This window comes from Streptomyces sp. C10-9-1 (assembly GCF_024497955.1).
Lineage (GTDB): Bacteria > Actinomycetota > Actinomycetes > Streptomycetales > Streptomycetaceae > Streptomyces > Streptomyces sanyensis.
The window spans coordinates 404406-417650 of record NZ_JANHKP010000001.1; the positions used below are offsets into that span (position 1 = coordinate 404406).

Here is a 13245-nt window from a genome sequence, read left to right on the forward strand (position 1 = left end):
CGTGCACCCTTTAGAGCCCCGCGCGTTTCTGACGGTTCGAATGGTTCCGGCCATTTACCGCCGTCGACACTCTTGACACCGCACACCGCCCGACTTCCTACTGGAGCCTGCACTTTCTCGTTGACAACGTTGTCCTACAGACCTTCACCTGGAGGAACGACCCGGGATGCGACCCACACCCCGAGCACGACGACGAAAACTCCGCGCGGTCACCCTGGCGGTGGCCGGATCTCTTCTGGTGCTGACGGCCCACTCCCCCGCTTCCGCCTCCCCCGACCGCCCCGACCACCGGCGCGGGACGGACCGGGAATTCGCCACCTCCTTCGAATCGGACGAAACACCACCGGACTGGCGCCATTCCGTCGAACTCGGCGCCGACGGAAAGAAGCGGTCCTTGGGCGTGGACGGCGGATTCGCCACCGGAATCCCCGGCAACGTGACCGACCGGGTGACCCGGGTGCGGGCCAGCGGCGAGAACGCCGGTGCCGGTGAGACGAAGGAGAACCTGGTCGACCTCACGCCCTCCAGCAAGTGGCTGGCCTTCGCGCGCACGGCCTGGCTGGAGTTCGACACCGAGACCCCGGTGAAGGTCGCCGCCTACGCCCTGACCTCGGCGAACGACCACGCCCCTCGCGACCCCCGCGACTGGACCCTCAAGGGCTCGGCGGACGGAACCGACTGGACCGTCCTCGACACGCGCACGGACGAGACCTTCGGCGAGCGCCTGACGACCCGGACCTTCCCGGTGGGCGATCCGGCCGAGGTCACCGCCTACGCCCACTACCGGCTGGAGATCACCGCGAACGCCGGAGCCGGGGACGCCACCCAGCTGGCGGACGTCCAGTTCTCCGACGGGGACACCTCGGCACCCGTCCCCGAGGACATGCGCTCCCACGTGGCCCGGGGCCCCGGCGGCTCGCCGACCGGCAAGTCCGGTGCGGGCTTCACCGGCACCCGCGCCCTGCGCTACGCGGGCAGCCACACGGCCGGGGGACGGGGGTACTCCTACAACCGGGTCCTCGACGTCGACGTGGCGGTGGAGCGCACCACCCGCCTGTCGTACCGGGTCTTCCCCTCCATGGCCGAGGCCGATCTGTCGTACCCCGCCACCCACGTCGCCGTCGACCTCGCGTTCACGGACGGCACGTACCTGAGCGACCTGGGCGCACGCGACTCCCACGGGGGCTCCCTCACCCCGCAGGGCCAGGGCGCCGCCAAGCGGCTGTACGTCGACCAGTGGAACGCCGTGGCCTCCGACATCGGCACCGTGGCCGCCGGGAAGACCGTCGACCGCATCCTCGTCGCCTACGACGCGCCCTCGGGTCCCGCGCGCTTCCAGGGCTGGATCGACGACGTCGTGCTGCGGCCCGAGACTCCGCCGGAGCCCCCGTCGCACCCGGCCGACCACGCCTCGACGACCCGCGGCACCCACTCCAGCGGCTCCTACTCCCGCGGCAACACCTTCCCCGCCACGGCCGTCCCGCACGGCTTCACCTTCTGGACCCCCGTCACCAACGCGGCCTCCAGGAGCTGGATCTACGAGTACGCGCGCGGGAACAACGCGGACAACCTCCCGACGCTCCAGGCCCTGAGCGCGAGCCACCAGCCCAGTCCGTGGATGGGCGACCGGCAGACCTTCCAGGTGATGCCCTCGGCGGCCGCGGGCACACCGGACACCTCACGCACCGCCCGGGCGCTGCCCTTCCGGCACGAGAACGAGACCGCCCGCCCGCACTACTACGGCGTCACCTTCGAGAACGGCCTGCGCGCGGAGATCGCACCGGCCGACCACGCGGCGATGATGCGCTTCACCTACCCGGGCGACGACGCCTCGGTGGTCTTCGACAACGTCACCCCCGAGGGCGGCCTCACCCTGGACCCGGACGGCCGCTCCTTCTCCGGCTACTCCGACGTCCGGAGCGGCCTGTCGGCCGGGGCGACGCGGATGTTCGTCCACGGGGTCTTCGACGCCCCGGTGACCGAGGCGGAGGCCGACGGCGTGCGCGGCAGGGTGCGGCTCGACGCGGGCCGTGACCGCACCGTGCACCTGCGGATCGCCACCTCGCTGATCGGCGTCGACCAGGCGCGCAGGAACCTGGCCCAGGAGATCCCGGCCGGCAGCCGCTTCGAGGGCGTCCGGGACGCGGCGCGCGCCGCGTGGGACCGCATCCTCGGCCGGGTCGAGGTGGAGGGCGCCACGCGCGACCAGCTCACGACCCTCTACTCCAGCCTCTACCGCCTCTACCTGTACCCGAACGCGGGCCACGAGAACACCGGCACCCGCTCACGCCCGGTGTACCGGTACGCGAGCCCCTTCTCCCCCGCCGCCGGGCCCGGCACACCCACGCGGACCGGCGCGGAGATCGTCGACGGGAAGGTCTACGTCAACAACGGCTTCTGGGACACCTACCGGACGACCTGGCCCGCCTACTCCCTCCTCACCCCGGGCACGGCGGGCGAGCTGGTGGACGGCTTCGTGCAGCAGTACAAGGACGGCGGCTGGATCTCCCGGTGGTCCTCCCCCGGCTACGCGGACCTGATGACCGGCACCAGCTCCGACATCGCCTTCGCGGACGCCTACGTCAAGGGGGTCCGCTTCGACGCCGAGGCCGCCTACGAGGCCGCACTGAAGAACGCCACGGTCGTCCCCCCGTCCTCCGGCGTGGGGCGCAAGGGCATGGAGACCTCGCCGTTCACGGGCTACGCCTCCACCGCGACGCACGAGGGGCTCTCCTGGTCGCTGGAGGGCTACCTCAACGACTACGGCCTGGCCAGGATGGCCGAGACGCTGCACCGGCGCACGGGCGAGAACCGCTACCGTGAGGAGGCCGCGTACTTCCGCAACCGCGCACGCAACTACGTGCTGCTCTTCGACCGGGACGCCGGCTTCTTCCAGGGCCGCACCCCCGGGGGCGGCTGGCGGGTGCCCTCGGACCGGTACGACCCCCGGGTGTGGGGCTACGACTACACCGAGACCAACGGCTGGGGATACGCCTTCACCGCCCCGCAGGACAGCCGGGGGCTGGCCAACCTCTACGGCGGCCGGGCAGCGCTCGGCAGGAAGCTCGACACCTACTTCTCCACCCCCGAGACGGCCTCCCCCGAGTTCGCCGGGTCCTACGGCGGCGTGATCCACGAGATGACCGAGGCGCGCGACGTGCGGATGGGCATGTACGGGCACTCCAACCAGGTGGCCCACCACGCCGCCTACATGTACAACGCGGCCTCCCAGCCGTGGAAGACGCAGGAGAAGGTGCGCGAGGTGCTGTCCCGCCTCTACGTCGGCAGCGAGATCGGGCAGGGCTACCACGGCGACGAGGACAACGGCGAGCAGTCGGCCTGGTACCTGTTCTCGGCGCTCGGCTTCTACCCGCTGGTGATGGGCAGCGGCGAGTACGCCATCGGCTCCCCCCTGTTCACCAAGGCGACCGTGAGACTCGGCAACGGCCGGAAGCTGGTCGTGAAGGCGCCGAACAACAGCGCGGAGAACGTCTACGTCCAGGGCGTGAAGCTCAACGGCCGGACATGGACCTCCACCGCGCTGCCGCACCGCGCGATCGCCCGGGGCGGCACGATCGAGTTCGCCATGGGGCCGCGGCCGTCGGCGTGGGGGACGGGGGAGGACGCGGCGCCCGTCTCCGTCACCCGGGACGACCGGGTGCCCGAGCCCCGGCGCGACCTGGCCGCGCGGACGGGGCCGCTCACCGACGACACGTCCGCCACCGGGGCGGAGTTCACCGCCCTCGACCTGGACGTCGCGGAGGGCTCCCGCGCGGTGCAGTACACGCTGACCTCGGCGGAACGGGGCGAGGCGCCGAGCCGGTGGACCCTTGAGGGGTCGGCCGACGGTGAACGCTGGGTCCCCCTCGACACGAGGTCGGGGGAGCACTTCTCCTGGGACCGGCAGACGCGGGTGTTCACGGTGGCCCGGCCCGGTCCCTACGCGCACTACCGCCTGGTCGCGGACGGGCCGGGGAGGCTGGCGGAGGTCGAGCTCCTGGGCTGAGCAGGAACGCCACGGCGCCCGGCGCCCGGCCCACGACCCGGGCCGGGTGCCGGGGCGGTTCAGACCGGGAATCGGACCGGCTATCGGAAGGGGGAGAACGGGCTCAGGACGCGGGGCCGGGGCCGTCGCCGCGGCCCAGGGCGCGGGCGCACCAGCCGATGACCGCGGCGTTGACCTCCGCCCCGAGGGCGACGGCGGCGATGAACCACAGGGGGTCGTCCGGCAGCGCAAGGACGACGAGGCTGCCCGGGGCGGTGGCGAGCAGCGGGATGACGCCTGCCATGGACTCGCCCGAGTCGTCGCCCATGGTCGCCACGAGCGCCCACACGAGCAGGACGGCACAGATCGCCAGGTAGAACAGGGCGGCGGCCTCGCTGTGGGTGCGGCGCAGGCGGCGGATGAAGGGGCGGTCTGTCACGAGGGCGGATTCCTTGTTCGTGTCGTGGTGGTCAGAGGTGGCCGGCGGGCGGGTTCGGGCGGGCGAGGCCGAGGTCATAGGCGAGGATGGTCACTTGTACGCGGTCGCGCAGGCCGAGTTTGCGGAGCAGTGCGTTCACGTGGGACTTCACGGTGCCTACGGTGATGCCGAGTTGCTCGGCGATCTCCGGGTTGGTGAGGCCGGACGCGACCAGGGTGAGGACGCCCCGCTGGCTGCCGGTCAGGCTGTCCAGCTCGGGGGCGCTGCCGGCCGGGACCGCGGTACCCGGACCGGACGCGTAGTGGCCGATGAGGCGGCGGGTCGCAGACGGGGCGAGCACGCTCTCACCGGCTGCCACCACCCGGATGCCCCGCAGCAGTTCGCAGGGGCGTACGTCCTTGAGGAGAAAGCCCGAGGCGCCGGCGCGCAGCGCGTCGAAGACGTACGCGTCGAGGTCGAAGGTGGTCAGGACGAGGACCCGGGGCGCGTCGTGGCGGCCGGTGATGATGCGAGTGGCGGCGATGCCGTCCAGTTCGGGCATGCGTACGTCCATGACGACCACGTCGGGTGCCAGCTCTTCGGCGAGTCGCACCGCGGCGGCGCCGTCGGCGGCCTCGCCGACGACCGTCATGTCCTCCTCGGCGTCGATCACGGCGGCGAACCCCGCCCGTACAATGCCCTGGTCGTCGACGACCAGCACCTTGAGGCTCATCGTTCCCTCTCCTTGTTGTCCGGGCTGAACGGGGCGTCCGGGCTGTCCGGCGCGAGCGCGAGTGGCAGCCGGAGGCGGACCGTGCCCCGTGGGCCGGTCGTCAGGGTGCCGCCGAGTGCCGAGACGCGCGTGGTGAGCCGCTCTCGTACGTCCGGATCGGCGGTGCAGGGCACCCCGGTGGCGGTGAGCGTCAACATATCGTCTTCTGCGTCGAGTTCGAGCGTCGTCGGCTCCCTGCCGCCGGTCGCGAGCAACGTCTCAGCGGCGTGGTAGGCGGTCAGGTCGAGGGCGGTGGAGAGTCGTTCCGGTACGCGTCGGGTCCGTCGTATCTCGATGTCGCGGCCGGTGGCCTGGAGGTGGTGGGCGAGCAGGTCGAGTGCCTGGAGGGTCGGCTGCGGCCGTAGCTCGGGCTCTGTCTCGCCCATCCGGACCGCATCGAGCAGGGAGCGCATCGCGGCGAGGGCCTCGCGGGCGCGTTCGGCGGTCATGTCGAGCCGGCCCGCCTCCGCCTCCGCGATCATGCCGGCGGTGCGTGAGAGGACGGTGGTCTCCAGTCCGGCGGCGATTCTGCGTCGCTCGGCCCACGCGTCCCGGACGGCTTTCTCGGTGAGGGCGGCCAGGAGTTCGTTCCGCGTGCCGCGGTCTGCTCTCTCGCGCCGCCCGTGCAGGGCTCCTCCCCAGCAGGCCACGCAGACCGCGAGGGACGCCACGGCCGTCGCCGACGCGGCGACGGCCCAGACGGGGGCCGTCGTGCCTCGGTTCAGGACGGCTGCCGTCGCGGCGGCCGCGTGGGCTGCGACGGCGGCGGCCGGGAGGGCCGACCGCGGCTTGAGCAGGCGGACCGGCAGCGCCCTGCGCGGGCGACCTTCGCCACGTGTGCCGTCTGCGGCAGGGGGCTCGCCTGCGATAGTGCGGGCAGCGTCCGCGGCGAGTGCCGCGCAGGGTGCGAGCAGGCTCAGCACAGGCGGCAGGAGCACTGGACCGGTGTAGTCGCCCGTGGCCATCGCCACCGGCCACAGCAGGGCCAGGCCGAGCAGGACCCCGTGGGCCGCGCGGGGTGCCCGGCGCAGCCACAGCAGCGCGACCGCCTGTGCCGCGGCCAGCAGCGCGAAGAGCACGCCCGCGGACATTGGCGTCCCGCTCGACGCGTCCTGCGCCCGGATGACCAGCGCCGGGAGCAGCGGCTGTACGACCAGGCCGGCGGCGGCCGTCAGTTGCGCCAGGCGGTAGCTCCGCGGAACGGACGGCTCCGTCGACACTGCGGTCCGGCCCGGCAGGACCGCGCGCACTTCCCAACCGCCGTCCGCCGTCGGGCCGGTGGTGACGGTACCCCCGGCCTCCCGGGCCCGGGACCGCAGAAAGCCCTGGCCACGGCCGCCGCCGAGCCCCGCCCCGTGCGCCACCGCACCGGCCGGCGGTGCCGCGCTCGTCACCACGACGTCGGTGCGGGGGTCGCCGTATCGGACCCGCACGCTGGTATGCGCACCGGGGGCGTGCCGTGCCACGTTGGTCAGGGCCTCGCGCACGATGCCGTACGCCGCGTCGGCGAGGGCGCCGTCCGGCAGAGGGTCGATCTCGCTGCTCACCTGCTGGTCCAGGCGTCGGAATCCCGCGATCAGAGCCAGCAGTCGCTCCTTCGGCGGCGGCTGAGCCTCGTGGGAGGGCGCCGGGGCTCGTACCGCGCCGAGCGCGCGGGTGATCTCACGGCCGGCCTCGACTGCGAACTCGAGTGCCTCTCGGGCCAGCTCGGGCCGACGGTCGCGCAGCCCGAGAGCCGCCCCCGCCGTGACCACCACGGCCGTCAGATGGTGGGCGCTGACGTCGTGCAACTCCCGTTCCATACGGTGCCGTTCGGCCGCAGGGAGACGATGGCGCTCGGACTCGGCCCGCTTCAGCAGGTGTGCGGCTGCTCTCCGCGCACGGCTTCTGCGCCGCACGAGGAGGCCGGTACCGCACGCGGTGGAGTACAGCACCGCAGTCAGGACGATGTCGAGTCCGTTGCGGTCGCTGAGACCGTGCAGGCTGATGTCCCGCAGGAGCTGCCAGGCGGCGAGCGCCACCGCGCACAGCACGACGGTGAGGGCATCGCGTTCGCTCGCCACGGTGAACAGGGCCAGCGCCACGCCCGCGGTGCCCAGAACCGCCATCGCCCCGGCGGGCAGCGGCCCGGCGCCCAGTGCACAGGCCGCGGCGACCACAACGAGGACGGTCACCGGTCGAACCCGGCGGAGGGTCAGCGCGGCCGTCACCACCACGGCTACCAGGGCAGCCACGAGAAGGGCGGACCCGGGCGGGACCGTGCCGCGCACCAGCGACGCCCCGGGCCACACCACGGACTGGGCGCAGATCAGCAGGACCGGGAGCAGCCGGTCGTCGGTTCGGTTCATGACGCAGCAAGGCTATGGCCGCAGTTGAGCGGCCCGACTCCGGCTGAATGCCGATTCCGGTCTCATACCCTGGTTGCAGAGTCTCTACCTGCGGTTCGAAGCGCCAATCGTCCCGCGGCACGAGGTCGGCGCCACAACCCCGGCCCTAGGCTCGATCACGTCGAGAACGCGGTCGACGACTGCTGCTGCGACCCCTTCCACGACCGGTACCACCCGTGGTTCTTCCGCGCCTTCCGCACTCTGGCCCTCCAACGAACTCAGGGGGATCCCCCATGTCCAAACGCATTCTCTTCTCCTCGCTCGTCGGCGCCGTAGCCCTCGCCGGCGTGGCCGCCGGCGGAATCGCCCTGGCCTCGGCCTCCACGCAGCCGACCCTGGAGAACGGCTCGGCCCGCTACGTGGCTCCGTCCGACACCGGCGCGGGCTCGTTGACCTACACCGTGGACGTGAGCGACGACTCGGGCGTCCGGGACCTGAAGGTCCTCGCCTGGCCGACGAGTTCGAAGCTCGACCCGACCGAGGTGGAGCTTCGCTCGGCGGAGAGCGCCACCTGCCGGAAGACCTCGGACGAGAGCACCCGCTGCACCTACACGCTGACGGTCACGAAGCGGGAGGCGGCCGCACTGACCCAGGGCACCTGGTACGCCTCGGCACTGGCGACGGCCGAGGACGGGGACACCACATTCGTACCCCGCGCCGCCACCTTCGACGTCACACACTGACCCACCAGCCGAACCCCCGGGTCGCACGGGATGTGCGTGACCGGTTGCCGGGTCGCCCGGTCGCCGTTCGAACCGGACCAGTGGGTCGGAGCTGACGGTGCCGCCGGCGATCGGCCCGTTCGTCCGCTCCCACGCGGCCCCGGGGCTGCGGCATCTGGGGACCTTGCCGCCTCTTCACAACCCGCCCTGCTGCCGCCTCGTCTTTCCACTCGATCAGCATCACTCCCCACTGGAGGACCCTTGTGACGAACCGTCCGATCAGCCACGTCCTGCGCCTGGCCGGTGTGACCACCGCAGCATTGCTGACCACCGTCACGGCCGCCCTTCCCGCACATGCCGTCAACAGGACGGAGTGCGGCAACAGGACGGACTTCTTCAAGATCGAATCAGTGCACGGATCGCTCTGCTTCGCGAACGCCGGCGACATGAACGTGGCCGTCTACGGAGTGAACTGGATCTCCACGGGCAACAACAAGGTCAGGTTCCGGTTCCAGGCCATCGAGGGCGATCCCCGCAGATACGAGATCAGCGCTGGCAAGTGGGTCGCCTACAACCCCGTCGTGGACAGCTACGGGGTGGCCGAGCCGGGCCACCGGGTACACAAGATCGAGTGGATCAAGATCTACTGAGGATGGCAGCACCGCCTGCCCGCCCACGCGTTCCGTGCGGTGGCCGCTCCGGGGCGGCCCCCGGACTCGTGGGCGCAGATACCCAGGGCGTGTTTCGAACGTAGCGCCGTCCGCCCGCGGGACGGGGCCCGCGGCGCCTGGTCCGAGTCACTGCGAGAGCGCTGTCCGGGGAACAGGGGCTGCAAGCGCCATGCGTGAACCGGGTCGCATCACATGGGAGGGAGTGAGGAGTGCTCAAGAGCACGCTCAGATCAGGAACGACGCGAAGGAAACGCTCCGGGGGTGCTGCGCTTGTCGCGCTCGTCCTCTCGGTGGTGATGACGGTCGTCGGGTCTGCCGAACCCGTCGCGGCTTCGGCAGCGGAGGTCACGGGGTGCGCCGCGGCAGGCTCGTCCTTCGCCACCGAGCCGATCGAGGACGGGGGCGCGGCACTGCGCATGGGCTGCGCGCGCGATGCCGGGAACCTTCGCTCACTGGCGCGGAGCGACAACGACCTGATGGCAGTCATCGACTTCGACCCCGTCCAAAGACCGGAGCAGTTGCGGCAGCTGATGCGGCAGATGGTCGACGACGCCCGGGCCGACCAGGCCGACGGGCATGCGCTGAGCGAGTTCTTCACGCGTCAAGCCCAGAAGAACAGCGTGGGGTACTACCAGCAGCCGACCGACGATGTCAGGTATGACGGGAGCGTCCAAGCCGTCGGCGACAGCCTCATCATCGTGGTGCCGGCGGCGGAGGTCGGCACCACGGGATTCTGGGACGGTTTCTGGAAGAAGTTCGTCACCGGCCTGGCCGCAACCGCCGCGGGAATCGTGTCCGGGGCCCTCTGCCTGGCCGCCTTCAACGTAGGGGCTCCGGCGGCCGCACCGGTGTGCGCCGCCGTGGCCGGGGGCATGGCGGGGGGCGTCGGCGAACTGGTGAGCGCCGCCCTGGACGGGAAGCCGATCGACGCGGAGGTCTGGGGCGCCGCGTTGGGCACCGCGATCTGGGGCGCGCTCGCCGGAGCGTTCACCGGAGCACTCGTGGAGTTCGCGGTCGCCGGTTCCAGCGCGTTGGTGGCCGACGCCCAGACCACTCTGAGGCGCTACGCGGCCAAGCTCGGAAACTGGGGGAACCCCCTCGGCGCCGTGGCCGACGTACTCAACGGCAATGCTGCTCGACGCTTCCTCGAGACGCTCCAGCGGCTGCAGCGCGGCGTCGGTTCCTGGGCACCGCTCGGCGAGGTCGTGGACGGTGCGGACGACGGCTCGCAGACCCGGTTCCTCGACATCGACGGCGACGGCGACGCCGATCGCGTCGTCGCCGGATCCGGCGGCCGGATCCATGCCTGGCGGAACGACGGTGCGCGGGACTGGTCCCCGATGGGCGACATCACGCCGGAGGCCGCCGCACAGGACGACGGGGACCCGCCCCAGGTGTTCTTCGGCGACGTCGACGGCGACGATCGCGACGACTACATCAGGATCCTCGGCGCAGACGAGTCCCCGACCGGCTTCGCGAGCATGCGTGTGTGGCGAAACGAGTCCACTGCCGAGGCGGTCGGATGGGCGGAGCCGCGCACGGTCGCGAACGATTTGGGCTACACCGGAGACCTGCTGTTCGTCGACATCGACGGTGACGGCGACGACGACCTTCTCGTGAAGGGAAGGCTCAGCTACATCACCGCGTGGGAGAACACGGGGCATGGCCTCCCCTCGGAGGGCGACTGGAAAACGATCGGCTTCGGGTATCCCATGGAAGGCCCGAGCGGGGAGCTCTCCTTCGCGGACATCACCGGCGACGGCCGCGCCGACGTGGTACTCGTCGAGTACATATCCGGTGACGTCTTCGCCTGGGAGAACACCGGCGGACCGTGGAGCCTGACGACCGGCTGGAGATCGCTCGGCACCATCCGCTCCGGCGACGCCTTCGCCGGCACCGCGGGCGCCTTCGCCGATCTCGACGCCGACCTCGTCGCGGACTTCCTGCTGTTCAACGGCAGCTCAGGGGGTGTCGACGGCTGGCTTCTGCCCCGGTACGGCTCCGGTGAACAAGGGCCAGGCCAGCCGGGCCATCCGCAGGAACCCGCCGAGCTTCCGGCCGGCACGCTGCCTGCGTACAGCGGCGGGCAGCCACGGCCACAACTCGACGGCAGGCTGCTGCAGAACAGCAACTTCACCGGGACGTCCAAGCCGTGGTGGTTCAACGCGGGGATGACTCCGAAGCTCCAGGGCGGTGTCCTGTGCGTCGACGCCCCGGCATCGGAGAAGCCGTGGGACGTTCTCGTCGGGCACAACAGCATCTATCTGCCCGGCGGAAGTTCGTACACCCTGAGGTTCCGCGCGAGGACGAGCGCTGCGGCGAATCCGATCGTGCGCATCGGGCCGTTCGACAATCCCGACAAGATCGAGTACTTCGCCAGGGGATTCACGACGGGAGAGTCCTGGAAGCACTACGAGTACACGTTCACGACGAGCTACAGCGACGCCTATGTGCTGTCGCAGTTGCAGTTCCGCCTCGGGGCGGCCGACAAGGCGTACGAGTTCTGCATGGACGACGTGTCGCTCGACGGCAAGGAGTTCGCCCATGCGGCGAACACCGGTCCGGCGGTGAAGGTGAACCAGCACGGCTACCTCCCGAACAGTCCGAAGCGCGCAACCCTGGTGACCGACGCGGCGAACGCGCTGCCATGGACGCTGCGCAGTGTCGGCGGTGGCACGGTCGCCACGGGCACGACGGAGCCCGGGGGCTTCGACGCCTCGGCCGGCGCGTCAGTGCACACGATCGACTTCGGTGGCGTCTCGGCCACGGGCACGTTCAGGCTGGCAGTCGGCGGCGAGGAGAGCCACTCCTTCGACATCAGACCGGATCTGTACGATTCGCTCCGCACCGACTCGATGCGGTTCTTCTACACCAACCGCAGCGGCATCGCGATCGACGGGGGCATTGCCGGAGCCGCGTACGCTCGGCCTGCCGGGCACCTCGGTTCCGCACCCAACACGGGGGACACCCAGGTGCCGTGCCAGACGCCGAAACCCTACGTCGACAACTGGACCTGCGACTACATGCTCGACGTGACCGGTGGCTGGTACGACGCGGGCGACCACGGAAAGTACGTGGTCAACGGCGGCATCGCCACCTACCAGCTGCTGTCCGCCTGGGAACGGGCCGTCGCCGAGGGCTCGCAGGCACAGCTCGGCGACTCTGCGCTCGCCGTTCCCGAACGCGGCAACGGTGTCCCGGACATCCTCGACGAGGCCCGGTGGAACCTGGAGTTCATGCTCAAGATGCAGGTACCTGACGGCAGGCCGCTGACCGGCATGGTGCACCACAAGGTGCACGACGCATCCTGGACCGGCCCGCCGACGCTCCCCCATCAGGACAAGAAGAAGCGCGAGCTGCACCGCCCCTCGACAGCGGCGACGCTCAACCTCGCAGCCGTCGCCGCACAAGGAGCCAGGATCTACGAGCGGTTCGATCCAGGCTTCGCCGCAAGGCTGCGCAGCGCGGCCGAACGCGCCTACACCGCAGCGCGGGCCGAGCCCGCGCTGTACGCCCCCCGCGCGGACCGCGTCGGCGGCGGTCCGTACAACGACAGCGACGTGTCGGACGAGTTCTACTGGGCGGCAGCCGAGCTCTATCTGACGACGAAGAGGGGAAGCTACCTCGACGACGTCCGGTCGAGCCGGTTCCACACCGCCGGGGCCGCCTTCAGCCAGAACGGCTTCTACTGGGGATCGGTCGCCGCTCTCGCCCAGCTCGATCTCGCACGCTTCGGTGACGGACTCACCGAGCACGCGAAGATCCGGACGTGGGTAACGGCTGCCGCGGACCGTCTCATCTCCTTCCAGAGAGCCGAGCGGTTCGGCCAGACGTACACCCCGACGACCGGGAAGTACGACTGGGGCTCGAACGCAGCCATGCTGAACAACCAGGTGGTCCTGGCCACCGCGTACGACCTCACGGGCACCGATGCCTACGCCGACGCCGCTTTCGAAGGGTTCGACTACCTGTTCGGCCGCAATGCGCTCGGGCAGTCGTACATCACCGGATACGGTGCGAACGACGCGAAGAACCAGCACAGCCGCTGGTACGCGAAGTCCTTCGACGCGTCACTGCCCAACCCGCCGGTCGGAACGGTCGCAGGCGGGCCGAACTCCAGTCTCCAGGACCCCCTCGCCTCGTCGTGGCTGCACGGCTGCGCACCGCAGCTGTGCTACGTCGACAACCTCGAGGCCTGGTCGCTCAACGAGATCACCATCAACTGGAACTCCGCACTGGCCTGGATGAGCGCATTCGCGGCCGACGTAGCAGGGCGCCCGTGACAGGGAAGGGTCGTGTCCTTCGTGGTGGTGCAGCGGATCACTCAGCGGTGCCGGGTAGGCAGGTGGT

General features: G+C 71.0%; 7 protein-coding genes. 4 read left to right on the forward strand and 3 right to left on the reverse strand.

The features are described from left to right. Nucleotides 1-166 precede the first annotated feature (166 nt). On the forward strand, nt 167-4006 hold the full coding sequence (locus NPS70_RS01810) for a GH92 family glycosyl hydrolase (RefSeq protein ID WP_256521894.1): 3840 nt from the start codon (nt 167-169) through the stop codon (nt 4004-4006). A gap of 103 nt (nt 4007-4109) precedes the next feature. On the opposite strand, the gene NPS70_RS01815 is transcribed toward NPS70_RS01810, so the two are convergent. Genes NPS70_RS01815 through NPS70_RS01825 form a run of 3 tightly spaced genes read right to left on the reverse strand, consistent with a single transcriptional unit; the run spans nt 4110 to nt 7523 of the window. Further along, nucleotides 4110-4424, reverse strand: coding sequence for an SCO4225 family membrane protein (locus NPS70_RS01815; RefSeq protein WP_256521895.1), 315 nt, complete (start codon nt 4422-4424; stop codon nt 4110-4112). Nucleotides 4425-4455: 31 nt separating this feature from the next. Continuing rightward, on the reverse strand, nt 4456-5136 hold the full coding sequence (locus tag NPS70_RS01820; protein ID WP_256521897.1) for a response regulator transcription factor: 681 nt from the start codon (nt 5134-5136) through the stop codon (nt 4456-4458). Then, nucleotides 5133-7523 (reverse strand): histidine kinase, encoded by a 2391-nt coding sequence (locus tag NPS70_RS01825; RefSeq protein ID WP_256521900.1) that lies wholly within the window; start codon nt 7521-7523, stop codon nt 5133-5135. Before NPS70_RS01825 ends, NPS70_RS01820 begins: the two co-directional genes overlap by 4 nt. Before the next feature lie 272 nt (nt 7524-7795). Between NPS70_RS01825 and NPS70_RS01830 the strand changes: the two genes are divergently transcribed. The 3 genes from NPS70_RS01830 (at nt 7796) to NPS70_RS01840 (ending at nt 13178) form a co-directional block, all read left to right on the forward strand. Next, nucleotides 7796-8245: a DUF5707 domain-containing protein gene (locus NPS70_RS01830; RefSeq protein ID WP_256521902.1), complete on the forward strand. Its 450-nt coding sequence runs from the start codon at nt 7796-7798 to the stop codon at nt 8243-8245. Nucleotides 8246-8487: 242 nt separating this feature from the next. Then, nucleotides 8488-8874, forward strand: a complete 387-nt coding sequence (locus tag NPS70_RS01835) for a beta/gamma crystallin domain-containing protein (RefSeq protein ID WP_256521905.1) — start codon at nt 8488-8490, stop codon at nt 8872-8874. Between the two features lie 317 nt (nt 8875-9191). Continuing rightward, nucleotides 9192-13178 (forward strand): glycoside hydrolase family 9 protein, encoded by a 3987-nt coding sequence (locus NPS70_RS01840; protein ID WP_256521912.1) that lies wholly within the window; start codon nt 9192-9194, stop codon nt 13176-13178. The last annotated feature ends 67 nt before the right edge of the window (nt 13179-13245 follow it).